The organism is Streptomyces sp. NPDC096136 (assembly GCF_044763325.1).
GTDB lineage: Bacteria > Actinomycetota > Actinomycetes > Streptomycetales > Streptomycetaceae > Streptomyces.
Window position 1 is genome coordinate 139,112 of the sequence record NZ_JBIWFZ010000008.1, and the last position, 17,027, is coordinate 156,138.

Below are 17,027 nucleotides of genomic sequence, written 5' to 3' on the forward strand. Positions count from 1 at the left end.
CAGGGGTCAGGCCTCCTCGGCCAGTTCCAGCCAGCGCATCTCCAATTCGTCCCGCTCGGAGATGAGTTCGCGCAGCTCCGCGTCGAGCTTGGCGACCTTGTCGTAGTCGGTGGAGTGCTCGGCGATCTGCGCGTGCAGGTTCGTCTCGCGGTCGGACATCTTGTTGAGCTGGCGCTCGATCTTCTGGAGTTCCTTCTTCGCGGCGCGCGAGTCGCCGGAGGAGGTCGACTTGGCCGCGGCGGCCGGGGCGGGCGCCGGGGCGGCGGCCTCGATCATCCGCTGGCGGCGCTCCAGGTACTCGTCCAGGCCGCGCGGCAGCATGCGCAGGCTGGCGTCGCCGAGCAGCGCCATCACCGTGTCGGTGGTGCGCTCGATGAAGAACCGGTCGTGGGAGATCACGATCATCGAGCCGGGCCAGCCGTCGAGGAGGTCCTCCAGCTGGGTGAGGGTCTCGATGTCGAGGTCGTTGGTGGGCTCGTCGAGGAACAGGACGTTGGGCTCGTCCATCAGCAGGCGCAGGATCTGCAGCCGGCGCCGCTCACCGCCGGACAGGTCGCCGACGGGCGTCCACTGCTTCTCCTTGGTGAAGCCGAACTGCTCGCACAGCTGGCCCGCCGTCATCTCGCGGCCCTTGCCGAGGTCGACGCGGTCGCGGACGCGCTGGACGGCCTCCAGGACGCGCAGCGACGGGTCGAGCTCGCCGACCTCCTGGGAGAGGTAGGCCAGGCGGACGGTCTTGCCGACGGTGATCTCGCCGGAGGCCGGCTGGGCCTCGCCCTGGGTGCGGGCGGCCTCGGCGAGGGCCCGCAGCAGGGAGGTCTTGCCCGCGCCGTTGACGCCGACGAGGCCGACGCGGTCGCCGGGGCCCAGGTGCCAGGTGAGGTGCTTGAGGAGGGTCTTGGGGCCGGCCTGGACGGTGACGTTCTCCAGGTCGAAGACCGTCTTGCCGAGGCGGGCGTTGGCGAAGCGCATCAGCTCCGACTTGTCGCGCGGCTCCGGCACGTCGGCGATCAGCTCGTTGGCGGCCTCGATGCGGTAGCGGGGCTTGGAGGTCCGGGCGGGGGCGCCGCGCCGCAGCCAGGCCAGCTCCTTGCGCATCAGGTTCTGCCGCTTGGCCTCCTCGGTGGCGGCGATCCGCTCGCGCTCGGCGCGGGCGAAGACGTAGTCGCTGTAGCCGCCCTCGTACTCGTAGACGGAGCCGCGCTGGACGTCCCACATGCGGGTGCAGACCTGGTCGAGGAACCAGCGGTCGTGGGTGACGCAGACGAGGGCGCTGCGGCGGGTCTGGAGGTGGGCGGCCAGCCAGGAGATGCCCTCGACGTCGAGGTGGTTGGTGGGCTCGTCGAGGACGAGGAGGTCCTGCTCGGCGATGAGGAGCTTGGCGAGGGCGATGCGGCGGCGCTCGCCGCCGGAGAGCGGGCCGATGACGGTGTCCAGGCCCTGGCCGAAGCCGGGGAGGTCGAGCCCGCCGAAGAGCCCGGTCAGCACGTCGCGGATCTTGGCGTTGCCGGCCCACTCGTGGTCGGCCATGTCGCCGATGATCTCGTGCCGGATGGTGGCGGCGGGGTCGAGGGAGTCGTGCTGGGTGAGGACGCCCATCCGCGTGCCGCCGCTCTGGGTGACCCGGCCGCTGTCGGGCTCCTCCAGCTTCGCGAGCATCCGGATGAGGGTGGTCTTGCCGTCGCCGTTGCGGCCGACCACGCCGATCCGGTCGCCCTCGGATACACCGAGGGAGATGCCGTCGAGCAGGGTACGGGTGCCGTACACCTTGCTGACTGCCTCGACATTGACCAGATTGACGGCCATCAGACGCGCTCCAGGTGGGGATCCCCGGCAGGACTCCGGGGAGGGTGTGGATCAGCCCCTCAGCCTAACCCTCCGCGCCGACGGCGACCGTTCCACCAGCCAGGCGCCCGCCACGGCCATGCCGATGGCGGCGGGCGCGGTGACCGGGAGGGCGACGAGGGTGGCGGTGTGCCCGTCCAGCAGCCCGCCGAGGCCGGTCATGGACAGGCCGAGGATCCCGAGGAGGCACAGGGCGGCCCCCAGGGCGGCCGCGGGCCCGCTGCCGGGGGCGGTGTCCGTCCCGGAGGGCGCCTCGAAGCGGCGGAAGGCGGCCACGAGCAGGGCCGTGAGGGCGGCCGCCGCCAGGATCCTCACCGGTGCCTGCGCCCACCAGGCGGCGGTGGCGGGCTCGGGCAGGGCGAGGCCGGCGGCGAGCTGGGCGGCGTACACGGCGAGCATGGCGGTGAGGTGCCAGAGGAACGCGGTCATGGCCACCCCGTTGGCGGCGACCACCCCGCGCCAGACGCGGGGCCGGGCGAGGAGGGCCGCGGCGGGCCGGGCGGCCAGCTGGACGGCGCCGACCAGCCACATGCCGTGGCAGAGCAGGGCGAGGGTGGGCGGGGCCATGTTGGAGACCTTCTCGCCGGGCATCCCCACCATCGACAGCGGGTACGGCCCGGCCGCGACGAGGAGCACCGCCCCGGCGAGGCCGGCCGCGCCGAGGAGGGCGGGGCGGCGGATGCGGCCGTCGGCGCGCAGGAAGCCGAGCTGGTGGACGGCGAGCCAGACGAAGGCGAAGTTCAGGAACTCGGCGTACGGGACGTGGAGCGCGAAGCGCAGGACGTCGACGAGCGCGGCGGCGCCGGCCAGGGCGGCGAAGGCGGCCCAGCCCCAGCGGGCGTGGGCCCGCAGCAGGGGCGGGGTGAAGGCCGCCATGGCCAGGTAGATCCCGATGAACCACAGCGGCTGCGTCACCATCCGCAGCGCGGGCCCGGCCAGCGGGCCGCGGTCGGCGCCGGCGAGCTGCACGGTGAGGGCCAGCGCGGCCCAGACGAGGACGAACACGAGGGTGGGCCGCAGCAGGCGGCGCAGCCGGGCCCGCACGAAGGCGGCGTAGACGGGCCTTCCGGCGGCGCGGCGCTCCAGGGACCGGTACGAGAGCGCGTGGGAGAACCCGCCGACGAAGAAGAAGACGGGCATGACCTGGAGCCCCCAGGTGAGCACCTGGAGCGGGGGCACGAGGGCGAGGAGGTTGCCTATGCCGTCGGCGCCGACCGCGGCCATCAGCCAGTGGCCGAGGACGACGGTCCCGAGGGAGGCGACGCGGAGCAGGTCCACGTACCGGTCCCGCGAGGCGGGGGTGGCGTCGGCGAGGTCGCGTGCGCTGGCTGTCATGCCCCTACGCTCGCGGCGCGGGGCCGGCGGGAACAGGGCGCGGCTACTCATCCGCGGCCTGAGTAGCGGGAGCCCCGCGCCCGGTGCGCTCGATCGCCTTGCGGGCTGGAAGACCGGGCGCTGCGCGCCGGTGCGCTCAAACGCCGCACGGGCTGGAATGTCGCTGCGCGAAATCCAGCCCCGGGCGATGCCCCGGGCGACGCCCCGGGCGACGGACGAGCCGCGCCGGATCCGGCCCCGCCGGCGTTCGAGGCCCGGGGCTCCGGGGCGGAGCCCCGGGAGACGGTGGGAGGGCGGGGAGAGGCTCCGCGCAGCGGGGCGGCGGTGCCGGCTACGCCAGGACCGTGGCCCCCCGAGCGGGCGACCCCGTCACCCGCGTGGCACGGCACGTGCCCGAGGCCTCCAGGGCGGCGGCCACCTTCGCCGCGGCCTCCTCGTCCCGTACGAGGAACGCCGTCGTCGGCCCGGACCCCGACACCAGCCCGGCCAGGGCCCCGGCCCCGACGCCCGCCTCCAGCGTCCGCGCCAGCTCCGGCCGCAGCGACAGCGCCGCCGGCTGGAGCCCGTTGGACCGGGGCAGGACCGCCGCCAGCGCGTCCGGATCGCCCGAGGCGAGCGCGGCGAGCAGCTCCGGGGAGGCCTGCGGGACGGGTACGTCCGTGCCTTCCGTCAGCCGGTCGAACTCGCGGAACACCGCCGGGGTCGACAGCCCGCCGTGCGCGACGGCGAACACCCAGTGGAAGGCGCCCGCCCCGACCGGGGTGAGCAGCTCCCCCCGCCCGGTGCCGAGCGCCGCTCCGCCCACCAGGCTGAAGGGGACGTCGCTGCCCAGCTCCGCGCAGATCTCCAGGAGCTCCTCGCGGGGGGTGCCGAGCCCCCACAGCGCGTCGCACGCCAGCAGGGCCGCCGCGCCGTCCGCGCTGCCGCCGGCCATGCCGCCGGCGACGGGGATGTTCTTCGCGATGTGCAGGTGGACGGAGGGGGTGAGCCCGGCCCGGGCGGCGAGGAGCTCGGCGGCCCGCGCCGCGAGGTTCGTGCGGTCCAGCGGCACCTGGTCGCTGTCGGGGCCCTCGCAGCCGACGGTGGGCCCGTCGCCGTCGGTCGCGGTCGCGGTCACCTCGTCGTAGAGGGAGACGGCCAGGAAGACGTTGGCCAGGTCGTGGAAGCCGTCGGGGCGGGCCGCGCCCACCGCCAGCTGCACGTTGACCTTCGCGGGGACCCGTACGGTCACCGCCCGGCGCGGCGCGGCGCTCACAGGGCGGGCTTCTGCGCGTCGGCGGGCTTGTGCTCGGCGATCGCCGCGAACTCCTCGACCGTCAGCGACTCGCCGCGGGCCAGCGGGTTGATCCCGGCGGCGGTCAGCGCGGCCTCGGCGGCTGCGGCCGAGCCGGCCCAGCCGGCCAGGGCGGAGCGCAGGCCCTTGCGCCGCTGCGCGAACGCGGCGTCGACGACCGCGAAGACCTCGGCCTTGGAGGCGGTGGTCGCGATCGGCTCGGAGCGGCGGACGAGCGAGACGAGTCCGGAGTCGACGTTCGGGGCGGGCCAGAAGACGTTGCGGCCGATGGAGCCGGCGCGCTTGACGTCCGCGTACCAGTTGGCCTTGACGGAGGGGACCCCGTACACCTTGTTGCCGGGGCGGGCGGCGAGCCGGTCGGCGACCTCCGCCTGGACCATGACGAGGGTCCGCTCGATGCTCGGGAAGCGGTCGAGCATGGTCAGCAGCACCGGCACGGCCACGTTGTACGGCAGGTTCGCGACGAGCGCGGTCGGCGCGGGGCCGGGCAGCTCGGTCACCAGCATCGCGTCGGAGTGGACGAGCGCGAAACGGTCCTTCTTCCGCGGCATCCGCACCTCGATGGTGGCGGGCAGCGCGGCGGCCAGGATGTCGTCGATCTCGACGGCGACGACCCGGTCGGCGGCCTCCAGCAGGGCGAGCGTCAGCGAGCCGAGGCCCGGGCCGACCTCGACGACGACGTCGTCGGGGCGGACCTCGGCGGTGCGCACGATCCGGCGGACCGTGTTGGCGTCGATGACGAAGTTCTGGCCCTTCTGCTTCGTCGGGCGCACGCCGAGGGCGGCGGCCAGCTCTCGGATGTCGGCCGGCCCCAGGAGGGCGTCGGAAGGGGTCTCGGGGGTCCCGTGGGGCTGCTGCTGCTCTGCGGTGCTCACCGGTAAAGCCTACGGCCGCAGTGGGGCCACGGACTCGCCCCCCGCTGCACGTAGAGCTTCTTCGCGCGGAACGTCTGCTCCGCGGCCGGGGCGTCCTGGGGGCGGCCGCTCCCGCCGAGGGCCTGCCAGGTGGTCACGTCGAACTGGTAGAGGCCGCCGTAGGTGCCCGAGGCGTCGGTGGCGGTGGGCCGGCCGCCGGACTCGCACTGGGCGAGCGCGCCCCAGTCGAGGCCGTCGGCCCCGGCGACGGAGGTGGGCAGCGGCTTCGTGCCGACTTTGACGAGCTGGCTGACGGGCTCGCGGACGACCTCCTCGGCGATCTTGCGGGCGGGCTGGCGGACCCCGTTGACGGTGCGCAGCCCGTAGGTGACGCGGCGCGCGCCGGCGTGCCCGGAGCGCTCGACCACCTCGGTCCCGGCGAACAGGGTGTCGTCGTCGACGCGTTCGGTCTCGTACGGGATGCGCTCCTCGCGGACCTCGCGGGTGCCGGTGATGCGCAGGACGGTGACGGTCTGGCCGTCGCGCGGGAAGGAGTCCGGGGGGACGGATGTGGTGTCCTCGCCGCGCAGGGTGATGCCGGCCTGGTCGAGGGCCTCGCGGACGGTGGCGGCGTTGGTGCGGATGGTGCGTTCGCGGCCGTCGGCCATGAAGGTGACGCCGCGTTCGGTGCGCACGCTGAGGGTGAGTCCGGTGCGGGGGACGGGGGCGGTGCGGGGGGCGGAGAGGAAGGCGCCCTCGACGCGGACGCCGAGCTGGCGCAGGGCCGCGTCGACGGTGGGGGCGGTGGTCCACATCTGGCGGCTGGTGCCGTCGAGGGTGAGGCGCAGGGGGCGGCCGTAGCGGACGACGACCTCTTCGCCGTCCTCCAGGGCGGAGTCGCGGGCGGGGGCGACGAGGTCGTGGGGGCCGACGCCGAGGCCTTCGGCGTCGAGGAGGTCCTCGACGCTGCCGGCGAAGGTGTGGAGGGTGCGGGGTTCGCCGTCGACGGTGAGGTGGACGGACTTGTCGGCGGCGACGAAGGCGGTGGTGCCGCCGGCGAGGACGGCCACGACGAGGGCCTGGGGGACGAGGCGCCGCCAGCCGTCGCGGACGACGGCGCCCTGTACGGCGGCGGTGCGGGTGCGGCGGCGCCGGCCGGGGGCGGGGTGGGGGGCGCCCGGGCCGTCGTCGGCGGCGGGGGCGGGGCGGGGGGCGGGTGCAGTGTCGTTTCTGGTTCCGGTCGCCGTGGTGGTTGCGGTGTCGGCCGGGGGGCGGGGGGCGGCCCGGCGGCGGCCGGTGGGGGCGGCGGGGCCGGGGACGGCGGGGGCCGTCTCGGGGCGGGGGGCCGCGCGGCGCCTGCCGGTGGGGCGGCGACCGTCCCCGGGAGCGGCCGGGTCGTCGGCGGCGGTGGGGGCGGTGGCGGGTGGGGGTGGGGTGGCAGCGGCTGGGGGTGGTGGCGGCTCGGCCGGGGCCGCGGCCCGGCGGCGGCCGCCTCCGCCTCCGCCGGGCCGCCGGGCGGGGGCCTGGGCCGGTGCGGGGGTGGGGGCGGGGGTGGAGCCGGCGGCGGGGTCCGTGCCGGGCCGGGGGGCGGGGCCCGCGCCGGCGCGCCGCCTGCCGGTGCCCTGGCCGGCGCCGCCCGGGCCGGCGGCGGCCGGGGCCGGGTCGGTCCGCGCCGCTCCGGCCGCGCGGCGGCGTGCGGCCCGCCGGCCCTCGGCGCGGGGGGCGGGGACTCCGGGGTCGGGGGCCGTGCCCGTGCCGGGGTCTCGACCCGGCTCCGGGCCCGGGTCCGGGCCCGCGTCCGGCTCGGCCTCCGGCCAGGAGACACGGCGGTGACTGCCCTGCGTATCGCTCACGTCGCTCGCTCCACTGGTCCGGCCCGGCTGCTTCGGGCACGGCACCCTAACGGGAGCGGCCGTCACGCACCAAAGCCGTTCGACTACCCAGTGTGTCGAACGAACGGATGTGCCGAAGGTGTCGCCACGGCCGTACCGAAATGTCGGCACATCGCCATGACGGCATGTCTCCGTATCCCCATGTCGGCAATGTCGCGTGTACGGCGGTCGGCCGGCGCGGCAGGGCGCGGCACGCCGGCCGGCGCGGCAACCGGTGCGGCGCGGCGACCGGTCGCCGCGCCCGGCCGGGCGCGGCGACCGGTGCGGCGCCCCCCTGGGCGCGGGGACCGCCCGCGCCCGGCCGGTCAGTAGTCGAAGGCGCGGGCCGTGTTCGCGGCGAGGGCCGCGGCCATGGCGTCCTCGTCGATGCCGCGGACCGCCGCCATCGCCCGCACCGTCAGCGGGATCAGGTACGGCGCGTTGGGCCGCCCGCGGTAGGGCGCCGGGGTGAGGTAGGGGGCGTCCGTCTCCACCAGCACCAGCTCCAGCGGGGCCACCGCCAGGGCCTCGCGCAGCGGCGCCGCGTTCTTGAAGGTGACGGTGCCGGCGAAGGACATGTAGTACCCGGCGGCCGCGCACTCCCGGGCCATCTCCGCGTCCCCGGAGTAGCAGTGGAAGACCGTCCGCTCGGGCGCGCCCTCCTCGCGCAGCACGCGCAGCACGTCCGCGTGGGCGTCCCGGTCGTGGATGACCAGGGCCTTGCCCTGCCGCTTGGCGATCTCGATGTGGGCGCGGAAGGAACGCTCCTGCGCGGCCATGCCCTCGGGTCCGGTGCGGAAGTGGTCCAGCCCGGTCTCCCCGACGGCCTTGACGTGGTCGAGGGCGGCCAGCGCCTCGATCTCGGCGAGGGCCTCGTCCAGGGCTCCCTCGCCGCCGCCCGCGCGGGCGCCCTGGCGCGACCAGCCGTCCGGGTCGCCGAGGACGATGCGGGGCGCCTCGTTCGGGTGCAGGGCCACCGCCGCGTGGACGTTGGCGTGGGCCGCCGCGGTCTCGGCGGCCCAGCGCGAGCCCTTCACGTCGCAGCCCACCTGCACGACGGTGGTCACGCCCACCGAGGCGGCCTTCGCGAGGCCCTCCTCGACGGTGCCGGACTGCATGTCGAGGTGGGTGTGCGAGTCCGCCACCGCCACCCGGAGGGGTTCGGGCAGCGGGGGCGGGGCGTCCTTGGCGGCTGAGGAAGGGCTGGGGCTCATGGGCCGATCTTATGACCGGCGCAGCCGCCCCAGGAGGCGGGAGAGCAGGCCGCGGCGCCGGCCGGGCTCGTTGACCGCGACGGGTCCCGGGGAGTCGTGCGAGGGCCTGCGCGGCTTCGGCGGGCGCGGCGGGTTCTCGCCGGCCGGCACGGGTCCGGCGATCCCGGGGGCTATGCGGTGGTGGTAGAGCCGGTCGATGGTCGCGTTCACCTGGGAGACCTGGCCGGCCCGCATGATCCGTACGACGTGTCCGTCGCAGTTGAGGCAGGTCGGGTTCGACAGCGGGGAGGGCACCCGCTCGCCGTTCACCTTGTACATGATGAACGGCTGGCCCTGGCCGTCGGTGTGGTGCTCGATCGCGTAGGACTGCTCCCAGCCGTACCCGCATTTCATGCACGCGAAGGAGTAGGCCTCGTGCACGGTCTGCACGTCGGGGGCGGAAAAGGCGGCAGGACCTGCGGCGGGGACGGGTACCGGGGTGTCTGCGATCTCACTCATGCCAGCTCCTCTTGTTCCACTGGTGCCATTGCCAGTGGACGCCTCTTCGGGCGGGAGCGCATCAGGCCCTGTCCAGTGTTGGACGGTCTTTGGGCCAGTCATGTCTCAAAGCGGCCGGTGCGCGGTCTGAGCTTTGCTTTTCAGGTTATCCCTTTACCGACTTACGGCATCTTCTGTGCCGCATTCTTTGCCGCGACGACCGCGTCGAAGACCTCCCGCTTGGGTAGGCCGGCCTCGGCCGCGACCGCCGCGATGGCCTCCTTGCGCCGCTCGCCCGCCTCCTCGCGCACCCGCACCCTGCGCACCAGCTCCTCGTCGTCCAGGTCGGCGGGCCCGGCGGCCGGGGCGCCCTCGACCACGATCGTGATCTCGCCGCGCACGCCCTCGGCGGCCCACTCGGCCAGCGCGCCCAGCCCGCCGCGCTTGACCTCCTCGTACGTCTTGGTGAGCTCGCGGCACACGGCGGCCCGCCGGTCGGCGCCGAACACCTCGGCCATCGCCGCGAGGGTGTCGTCGAGCCGGTGCGGGGCCTCGAAGTAGACGAGCGTGCGCCGCTCGCCCTCGACCTCGCGGAGCCGGCCGAGGCGCTCGCCCGCCTTGCGCGGCAGGAACCCCTCGAAGCAGAAGCGGTCCACGGGGAGCCCCGAGAGCGCGAGCGCGGTGAGGACGGCGGAGGGCCCGGGCACGGCCGTGACCTTGATGTCCTTCTCGACGGCGGCGGCGACCAGCCGGTAGCCGGGGTCGGAGACCGAGGGCATCCCGGCGTCGGTGACCAGCAGCACCCGCCGGCCCGACTCCAGGGCCTCCACCAGCTCGGGGGTGCGGGCGGACTCGTTGCCCTCGAAGTACGACAGGACCCGCCCGGTGGTGTGCACGCCGAGCCCCTGGGTGAGCCGGCGCAGCCGCCGGGTGTCCTCGGCGGCGATCACATCGGCCCGCTCCAGCTCGGCGGCGAGCCGGGGCGGGGCGTCGGCGAGGTCGCCGATCGGGGTCCCGGCGAGGACGAGTACGCCGTGGGAGGAGGGGGATTGCGCGCCGTGGGGCTGGTCTGCTGTCACCGGCTCATCCTCTCATTGGGGCTCGTGGGGACTGGGGCTCGCACAGGGGCGTTCCCTACGATGACCCGGTGACCAGTACCGCGACGCCGCCGCCCAGCCCCGCGGGGGCCCCGCCCGTCCCGCCGGGCGGACGCGGCTCCGAGCACGAGCCGCCCGTGTGGCTGCGCCGCCTGCGGGGGTTCGGCTACGTGCCGGCCGCGCCGGCGGCCGACCTCCGTACCCGCCTCGTGCCCCCGTACGCCCGGCCGTCCGCCCCGCTCTGGGCGGCGCTCGGGATCCCGGAGGCGAGCCGCCGGACCTGGGAGCGGGTCATGGCGTGGGCGGGGCCGCTGCTGGTGGCGCTCGTCGCGGGGGTGCTGCGGTTCGCGCACCTGGGCAGCCCGAAGGCGGTGATATTCGACGAGACGTACTACGCCAAGGACGCCTGGGCCACCATCCGGCAGGGCTACGAGGCCAGCTGGCCCAAGGATGTCGACAAGTCGATCCTCGCGAACCCCGACGCGGTGCCGCTGCCGACCGACCCCGGCTACGTCGTGCACCCGCCGGTCGGCAAATGGGTGATCGGGCTCGGCGAGTGGATGTTCGGCTTCGACCCGTTCGGCTGGCGCTTCATGACGGCGCTGCTCGGCACGCTGTCCGTGCTGATGCTCTGCCGCATCGGCCGGCGCCTCTTGCGCTCCACCTTCCTCGGCTGCCTGGCGGGCGCGCTGCTCGCGGTCGACGGCCTGCACCTGGTGATGAGCCGCACCGCGCTGCTCGACCTGGTGCTGATGTTCTTCGTGCTGGCGGCCTTCGGGGCGCTGCTCGTCGACCGCGACCGGGCGCGGGCCCGGCTCGCGGCGGCGCTCCCGGTCGACGAGGAGGGGCGCACCCGCCCGGACGCGGCCGTCGCGGAGACCCTGCGGCTGGGCTGGCGCCCGTACCGGCTGCTGGCCGGCGTCTGTCTGGGCCTGGCCTTCGGCACCAAGTGGAACGGCCTGGTCGTGCTGGCCTTCTTCGGGGTCCTCACCGTGCTGTGGGACGCGGCCGCGCGCCGCACCGCCGGGGCGGGCGCCCCGTACGCGGCGATGCTGCGGCGGGACGCGCTGCCCGGCTTCCTGTCGACGGTGCCGGTGGCGATCGCCGTGTACCTGGGCTCCTGGCTCGGCTGGATCCTGAGCCCGGACGACGGCAGGGGCGGCTACTTCCGCGACTGGGCCGCCAAGAACGACCAGCACAGCGCGCTCTCCTTCCTGCCGGAGTGGCTGCGCAGCCTGTGGCACTACGAGACGGAGGTCTACAAGTTCCACGTGGGCCTGACCTCGGGCCACACCTACCAGTCCAACCCGTGGAGCTGGCTGGTCCTGGGCCGGCCCGTCTCCTACTTCTACGAGTCCCCCGCGCCCGGCACCGACGGCTGCCCGGCGACCGAGGCCGGCAAGTGCGCCCGCGAGGTGCTGGCGCTGGGCACGCCGCTGCTGTGGTGGACGGGCTGCTTCGCCCTGCTGTACGTGCTGTGGCGCTGGTTCTTCCGGCGCGACTGGCGGGCGGGCGCGATCGCGTGCGCGCTGGCCGCGGGCCTGCTGCCCTGGTTCAACTACCAGGAGCGGACCATCTTCTACTTCTACGCGGTGGTCTTCGTCCCCTACCTGTGCCTGGCGGTGGCGATGATGATCGGCGCCCTGCTGGGGCCGTCGGGCTCCTCGGAGCGGCGGCGGGCCCTGGGGGCGATCGGGGCGGGGGTGCTGGTGCTCCTGATCGTCTGGAACTTCATCTATTTCTGGCCGATCTACACCGGTGAGACCCTGCCCATGGACTCGTGGCGTGGCCGGATGTGGCTGGATACGTGGATCTGACCCCTTACCCGCGCGTAAAGTGGGCCGCTCAGACTCTTTGAACGCGTTCAGAGGGCTGTGGCTCCTGGGGAGGGGACGTAATGAACGGGGCGGCGAAGGGTGCCATCGTCGGCGGGGTGTTCCTGGCGATGGCCGGCGGTGCGGCGTACGGGGTGGTCACCCTGGTGGGTGACAGTGGCGACGGCCACTCCGGCGCGGGCAAGAACGGGGCCGCGGGCACCGGCGCGGTGACCGCGCAGCGTGCGACCGGGCCGGTCACCGACCAGGAGACGGCCCAGGTCGCGAACGCCTTCCTGGCCGCGTGGGCCGCCGGCGACGCCCGCGCGGCGGCCGACCTGACGAACAACGCGCAGGCCGCGCAGCCCGTGCTGGCCGATTTCCGGTCCAAGGGCCTCGTCTCCAAGGCGGTCATCACGCCCGGCACCCCGGACGGCACCGGCGTGCCGTTCAAGGTCGAGGCCGAGATCACCCACGCGGGGACGGCCAAGTCCTTCGCCTACGACTCGCGGCTGACCGTCGTACGCGGCGCCAGCAGCGGCAAGCCGCTCGTCGACTGGCAGCCCTCGGTGGTCCACCCGCAGCTCCAGAAGGACGAGCGGCTGCGCGCGGGCACCCCGGCCAGCCCGCCGCTCAAGGCCGTCGACCGGCACGGCAAGGAGCTGGCGCCCGAGCAGTACCCCTCGCTGAGGCCGGTGCTGGACGCGCTGCGCAAGACGTACGGGGAGAAGGCGGGCGGCACCCCCGGCGTCGAGGTGTGGATCGAACCGGCCACCGCCGACGCCCCCAAGCGGACCCTGGCGACCCTGGTCGAGGGCACGCCGGGGCAGCTGCGGACCGTGCTCGACGCCGATGTGCAGGCGGCGGCGGAGAAGGCGGTGGCGCAGTACGCCGAGGCCTCGGTCGTCGCGGTCCAGCCGAGCACCGGTGACGTCTTGGCGGTGGCCAACCACCGGCAGGACGGCTTCAACGCGGCGATGCTGGGCCGGCGGGCGCCCGGCTCGACGATGAAGATCGTGACGGCAGCGATGCTGCTGGAGAAGGGCCTCGTGGCGGCCGACCGGCCGGCGGCGTGCCCGCCGAGCGCCACGTGGGACGGCAAGTCCTTCCGCAACCAGGGCGGCTTCTCCCTCCAGGGCCAGCCCTTCTCGACCAGCTTCGCCAGGTCCTGCAACACGGCCTTCATCAGCCTGATCGACGACGTGAAGGACAACGGCGCGCTGCCGCGGGTGGCCAAGGAGGCCTTCGGCATCGGGCTGGACTGGAAGACGGGCATCCCCTCGCAGGACGGCGCCGTCCCGGTGACCTCGGGTTCGGCCGCCGCCGCCGAGTACATCGGCCAGGGCCCGATCCTGATGAACCCGCTGAACATGGCCTCGATCACGGCGACCGCCCGCACCGGGACCTTCCGCCAGCCGGTCCTCGTCAAGGCCTCGCTGGACGGCCGCGCGCTGGCGACGGCCCCCCGGTCGCTGGCACCGGGGGTGTCGGCGCAGCTCGTGCGGATGATGCGGCAGACGGCGGCGAGCGGCACGGCGGCGAAGGCGATGGCGTCGGTCCACGGCTCCGACAAGGGCGCGAAGACCGGTTCGGCGGAGGTCGACGGCGCGGCGGCCCCGGACAGCTGGTTCACGGGCTTCAGCGGCGACGTGGCGGCGGCGGCCATGGTCGAGGGCGGCGGCCACGGCGCCGACGCGGCGGGCCCCGTCGTCGCCGCGGTCCTCAACGCCTCCTGACGGGGACGACCGGGGCGGGAGCCCGGGCCGGTCCGGGAGCGGGAGCCGGGCGGGCCGCGGGCCGGGAGCAGGTCGGGCCGGCAGCAGGGAGCAGGGCGGGCCGGGGGCCGGGGACAAAACGCCTCGCCCCCGGCCGCGCACGGCGCTAGCGTCCCGGCATGACGACGAGCACCCCGCACCCCCTCTTCGCCCAGGCCCTCGCCGATCTGGGCCTCGACCTCGCCATCCGCACCTTCCCCGAAGGCACCCGGACGGCCGCCGACGCCGCCGCCGCGATCGGCTGCGAGCTCAGCCAGATCGTGAAGTCACTGATCTTCGCGGCGGACGGCGTCCCGGTCCTGGTCCTCATGGACGGGGCCTCGCGGGTCGACGTCGAGGCGGTGCGGCGTCAACTCGACGCCGCGGAAGTCACCCGCGCGGACGCGGCAGTCGTCCGCGAGACCACCGGCTACGCCATCGGCGGCGTCCCGCCATTCGGCCACCGCACCCGCACCCGCGTCCTCGCGGACCGGTCCCTCCTCCGGCACGACGTCGTCTGGGCGGCCGCCGGCACCCCGCACACCGTGTTCCCGATGCCCCCGCGCGAACTCGTCACGCACGCCGCCGCCGAACTGGCCGACGTACGCGAGCGGAGCTGACGTCGACGACCGGCGACAGGCGATCGGCGAGTGACGACCGACGACCGACAACCGACAACCGACAACCGACAAGTGATGAAAAGCGCCAAAGCGACAAAGCGCTAAAGGCAGGAGCGCAGCGCCCGCACCAGCGCCTGCGCACGCGGGTCGGCGGTGACCGACTTGGCGTGCGCGTTGGTGACGTAGCCGAAGCCGATGCCCGCCTCCGGGTCCGCGAAGGCCAGCGAGCCGCCGCGGCCCGGGTGGCCGAAGGAGGCCGGGGACAGCAGCGGGGACGACGGCCCGTGCAGCATGTAGCCCGGGCCGAAGCGGGTGCCCACGACCAGCACCCGGTCGGGCCCCGCCGCGAACTCGGTGCCGGCCAGCGCGGTGGTCGCCGGGGTGAAGATCCGGGCCCCGTCCTCCACCACCCCGATGGTCGCGGCGTAGAAGCGCGCCAGGGAGCGCGCGGTGCCGATGCCGGCCGAGCCCGGGAGCTCCGCCGCCTGGTAGACGGGGTCGTTCTCGTCCGGCTGGGGGTCGATGGCGGCGAAGGCGCGGCGGGTGAGGGAGTCGGGGTCGGCGTACGCCTCCGAAACGTTTCTCCTCGGCCGCGTCTTCAGCAGTCCCGCACTCGGCGGCGGCTCGACGGGCGCCACCCGGCCCACCCGGTGCGCCTCGCCCTCCGGCAGACCGATCCAGAAGTCCAGCCCCAGCGGCTCGGCCATCTCCTCGGCCAGGATCCCGCCGACGGTGCGCCCGGTGGCCCGCAGCACCAGCTCGGACACCAGCCAGCTGAAGGTCTGCGCGTGGTAGCCGTGCGCACTGCCCGGCTCCCAGAACGCCTGCTGCGCGGCGACCGCCCGCGCCCCGGACACCCCGTCCGCCGCTTCCGCCGTCGTCAGGCCGCGGTCCAGCGCGGGAACGCCGGCCTGGTGCGCGAGCAGGTGGCGCACCAGGGCGCGCTCCTTGCCGCCCGCCTTGAACTCCGGCCAGTACGCGCTCACGGGCGCGTCCAGGTCCAGCAGCCCGCGCTGGTGCAGCAGCAGCGGCACGGCCGCCGCCACGCCCTTGGTCGCGGAGCGCACGATCGTCGCGGTGTCCTCGGCCCAGGGCTCCGTGCCGTTGGCGTCCTTCGTGCCACCCCACAGGTCGACGACCTTGCGGCCGTCGCGGTACACGGCCACGGCCGCGCCCCGGTCCCCGAGCACCTCGAAGTTCCGCGCGAAGGCCTCTCGTACGGGCTCGAAGCCCTCGGTCACCACACCCTGGATGTTCACGAGCACACCAACAACCGAAGACCTGCGCTTATGCCGCGGCCACCGAGCGCGGGTCGAAGCCGAACGGCAGCTCCAGGCGGTGCGCGCCCATCAGCTCCTCGTCGCACAGCAGGTCCCGGGTGCGTCCGTCGGCGGCGATGACCCCCTCGCTGAGGATCACCGAGCGCGGGCAGAGCTCCAGGGCGTAGGGCAGGTCGTGCGTGACCATCAGCACGGTGACGTCCAGTGCGCGCAGGATGTCGGCCAGCTCGCGCCGCGAGGCGGGGTCGAGGTTGGAGGAGGGTTCGTCCAGGACGAGGATCTCCGGCCGCATCGCCAGTACGGTCGCCACGGCCACCCGGCGCCGCTGCCCGAAGGACAGGTGGTGCGGCGGACGGTCGGCGAAGCCGGCCATGCCGACCTGTTCGAGGGCCTCGCCGACCCGCGCCTCCAGCTCGGCGCCGCGCAGCCCGGCGGCCGCCGGGCCGAAGGCGACGTCCTCGCGCACGGTCGGCATGAACAGCTGGTCGTCGGGGTCCTGGAAGACGATGCCGACCCGCCGCCGGATCTCGGCGAGGTTGCGCTTCTCCACGGGCAGCCCGGCCACGGTGACGGTGCCGACTCCGCCGCCCAGGATGCCATTGAGGTGCAGGACGAGGGTGGTCTTGCCGGCGCCGTTGGGTCCGAGGAGGGCGACGCGTTCGCCGCGCCCGACGGTGAGGTCGACGCCGAAGAGGGCCTGGTGCCCGTCCGGGTAGGCGTAGGCGACGCCGGACACCTCCAGCGAAGGCGCGGGGCCGCCGACGGCGGAGGCGGCGGGGGCGTTGGCAGCGGAGGGAGCGGAGGGAGCAGTCACAGCGTCCATCCCATCAGACAGACGGCGAGCGCCGTCACCGGGAGCACGGCCGAGTACGCCCACTGGGCGCGGGTGGCCGTCACGTCGTCGATCACCGGCATGGAGCCGGCATAGCCGCGGCTGACCATCGCGAGGTAGACCCGCTCGCCGCGCTCGTAGGAGCGGATGAAGAGGGCGCCGGCGGTCTTGGCGAGCACCCCCCAGTGCTGGATCCCGCGCGCTTCGAAGCCGCGCGAGCGCCGGGCGATGGACATCCGGCGCAGCTCGTCGGTGATGACGTCGCCGTACCGGATCATGAAGGAGGCGATCTGCACGAGCAGCGGCGGCAGCTTGAGCCGCTGGAGGCCCAGCAGCAGCGCCCGCAGCTCGGTGGTCGAGGCGAGGAGCACGGAGGCGGCCACCCCGAGGGTGCCCTTGGCGAGCACGTTCCAGGCGCCCCAGAGTCCGGAGACGCTCAGCGACATGCCGAGGACGTCCACCCGTTCGCCCTGCGAAACGAAGGGCATGAGCACGGCGAACAGGACGAACGGCACCTCGATCAGCAGCCGCCGCAGCAGGAACCCGGCGGGGATCCGGGCCGCCGCGGCGACGGCGGCCACGAGGACGGCGTACAGGCCGAAGGCCCACATCGCCTCGCGCGGTGTCGACACGACGACGATCACGAAGCCGGCGGTCGCGGCGATCTTGCAGTGCGGCGGCAGCTCGTGCACGGGGGAGTGCCCGTGCCGGTAGAGCTTGTGCGCGTGGCCCGCTCCCAT

The 17,027-nt window shown here is 74.8% G+C and carries 14 protein-coding genes; 3 read left to right on the top strand and 11 right to left on the bottom strand.

Annotated features, from left to right (window positions below; translation table 11 throughout):
- Nucleotides 1-6: 6 nt before the first annotated feature.
- The 8 genes from ACIRBY_RS18975 to rsmI all read right to left on the bottom strand — a co-directional run bounded on the left by ACIRBY_RS18975 (nucleotide 7) and on the right by rsmI (nucleotide 9,969).
- Entirely contained in the window at nucleotides 7-1,806 is a 1,800-nt protein-coding gene (locus ACIRBY_RS18975) for an ABC-F family ATP-binding cassette domain-containing protein (RefSeq protein WP_403901785.1), read from the bottom strand.
- Between the two features lie 51 nt (nucleotides 1,807-1,857).
- Nucleotides 1,858-3,180, bottom strand: a complete 1,323-nt coding sequence (locus tag ACIRBY_RS18980) for an acyltransferase family protein (protein WP_403901786.1) — start codon at nucleotides 3,178-3,180, stop codon at nucleotides 1,858-1,860.
- Between the two features lie 331 nt (nucleotides 3,181-3,511).
- Complete coding sequence (locus ACIRBY_RS18985) at nucleotides 3,512-4,435, bottom strand: 4-(cytidine 5'-diphospho)-2-C-methyl-D-erythritol kinase (protein WP_403901787.1); 924 nt, start codon at nucleotides 4,433-4,435, stop codon at nucleotides 3,512-3,514.
- The gene (rsmA, locus tag ACIRBY_RS18990) at nucleotides 4,432-5,349 is read right to left on the bottom strand and encodes a 16S rRNA (adenine(1518)-N(6)/adenine(1519)-N(6))-dimethyltransferase RsmA (RefSeq protein WP_403901788.1); all 918 of its coding nucleotides are present in this window, start codon (nucleotides 5,347-5,349) and stop codon (nucleotides 4,432-4,434) included. Before rsmA ends, ACIRBY_RS18985 begins: the two co-directional genes overlap by 4 nt.
- Nucleotides 5,346-7,181 carry a ubiquitin-like domain-containing protein gene (locus ACIRBY_RS18995; RefSeq protein WP_403901789.1) on the bottom strand — a complete coding sequence of 612 codons (1,836 nt, stop codon included), beginning with the start codon at nucleotides 7,179-7,181 and terminating at the stop codon, nucleotides 5,346-5,348. Before ACIRBY_RS18995 ends, rsmA begins: the two co-directional genes overlap by 4 nt.
- 344 nt (nucleotides 7,182-7,525) lie before the next feature.
- Nucleotides 7,526-8,413 carry a TatD family hydrolase gene (locus tag ACIRBY_RS19000; protein WP_403901791.1) on the bottom strand — a complete coding sequence of 296 codons (888 nt, stop codon included), beginning with the start codon at nucleotides 8,411-8,413 and terminating at the stop codon, nucleotides 7,526-7,528.
- A 9-nt stretch (nucleotides 8,414-8,422) separates the two neighbouring features.
- The gene (locus tag ACIRBY_RS19005; RefSeq protein ID WP_403901793.1) at nucleotides 8,423-8,911 is read right to left on the bottom strand and encodes a hypothetical protein; all 489 of its coding nucleotides are present in this window, start codon (nucleotides 8,909-8,911) and stop codon (nucleotides 8,423-8,425) included.
- A gap of 161 nt (nucleotides 8,912-9,072) precedes the next feature.
- On the bottom strand, nucleotides 9,073-9,969 hold the full coding sequence (rsmI, locus tag ACIRBY_RS19010) for a 16S rRNA (cytidine(1402)-2'-O)-methyltransferase (RefSeq protein ID WP_403901795.1): 897 nt from the start codon (nucleotides 9,967-9,969) through the stop codon (nucleotides 9,073-9,075).
- Between the two features lie 68 nt (nucleotides 9,970-10,037).
- Between rsmI and ACIRBY_RS19015 the strand changes: the two genes are divergently transcribed.
- The 3 genes from ACIRBY_RS19015 to ACIRBY_RS19025 all read left to right on the top strand — a co-directional run bounded on the left by ACIRBY_RS19015 (nucleotide 10,038) and on the right by ACIRBY_RS19025 (nucleotide 14,175).
- A complete protein-coding gene (locus ACIRBY_RS19015) occupies nucleotides 10,038-11,804 on the top strand; it encodes a dolichyl-phosphate-mannose--protein mannosyltransferase (protein WP_403901796.1) in 1,767 nt (588 codons plus the stop codon).
- Nucleotides 11,805-11,884: 80 nt separating this feature from the next.
- Entirely contained in the window at nucleotides 11,885-13,537 is a 1,653-nt protein-coding gene (locus ACIRBY_RS19020; RefSeq protein WP_403901798.1) for a penicillin-binding transpeptidase domain-containing protein, read from the top strand.
- 158 nt (nucleotides 13,538-13,695) lie between these two features.
- A complete protein-coding gene (locus ACIRBY_RS19025) occupies nucleotides 13,696-14,175 on the top strand; it encodes a YbaK/EbsC family protein (RefSeq protein ID WP_403901799.1) in 480 nt (159 codons plus the stop codon).
- 101 nt (nucleotides 14,176-14,276) lie between these two features.
- On the opposite strand, the gene ACIRBY_RS19030 is transcribed toward ACIRBY_RS19025, so the two are convergent.
- The 3 genes from ACIRBY_RS19030 to cbiQ are packed head-to-tail and all read right to left on the bottom strand — an operon-like array spanning nucleotide 14,277 to nucleotide 17,027.
- On the bottom strand, nucleotides 14,277-15,434 hold the full coding sequence (locus tag ACIRBY_RS19030; RefSeq protein ID WP_403901800.1) for a serine hydrolase domain-containing protein: 1,158 nt from the start codon (nucleotides 15,432-15,434) through the stop codon (nucleotides 14,277-14,279).
- 28 nt (nucleotides 15,435-15,462) lie between these two features.
- Nucleotides 15,463-16,278: an energy-coupling factor ABC transporter ATP-binding protein gene (locus tag ACIRBY_RS19035; protein ID WP_403901802.1), complete on the bottom strand. Its 816-nt coding sequence runs from the start codon at nucleotides 16,276-16,278 to the stop codon at nucleotides 15,463-15,465.
- The gene (cbiQ, locus tag ACIRBY_RS19040; protein WP_042818057.1) at nucleotides 16,266-17,027 is read right to left on the bottom strand and encodes a cobalt ECF transporter T component CbiQ; all 762 of its coding nucleotides are present in this window, start codon (nucleotides 17,025-17,027) and stop codon (nucleotides 16,266-16,268) included. The genes ACIRBY_RS19035 and cbiQ overlap by 13 nt, the downstream gene beginning before the upstream one ends.

What these genes read in the sequence shown, in the direction of transcription:
- ACIRBY_RS19020 (WP_403901798.1), top strand. Translation starts at nt 11,885, where the DNA reads ATGAACGGGGCGGCGAAGGGTGCCATCGTCGGCGGGGTGTTCCTGGCG.
- ACIRBY_RS19005 (WP_403901793.1), bottom strand. Translation starts at nt 8,911, where the DNA reads ATGAGTGAGATCGCAGACACCCCGGTACCCGTCCCCGCCGCAGGTCCT.
- ACIRBY_RS19000 (WP_403901791.1), bottom strand. Translation starts at nt 8,413, where the DNA reads ATGAGCCCCAGCCCTTCCTCAGCCGCCAAGGACGCCCCGCCCCCGCTG.
- ACIRBY_RS19025 (WP_403901799.1), top strand. Translation starts at nt 13,696, where the DNA reads ATGACGACGAGCACCCCGCACCCCCTCTTCGCCCAGGCCCTCGCCGAT.
- ACIRBY_RS19035 (WP_403901802.1), bottom strand. Translation starts at nt 16,278, where the DNA reads ATGGACGCTGTGACTGCTCCCTCCGCTCCCTCCGCTGCCAACGCCCCC.
- ACIRBY_RS18980 (WP_403901786.1), bottom strand. Translation starts at nt 3,180, where the DNA reads ATGACAGCCAGCGCACGCGACCTCGCCGACGCCACCCCCGCCTCGCGG.
- ACIRBY_RS18975 (WP_403901785.1), bottom strand. Translation starts at nt 1,806, where the DNA reads ATGGCCGTCAATCTGGTCAATGTCGAGGCAGTCAGCAAGGTGTACGGC.
- cbiQ (WP_042818057.1), bottom strand. Translation starts at nt 17,027, where the DNA reads ATGGGAGCGGGCCACGCGCACAAGCTCTACCGGCACGGGCACTCCCCC.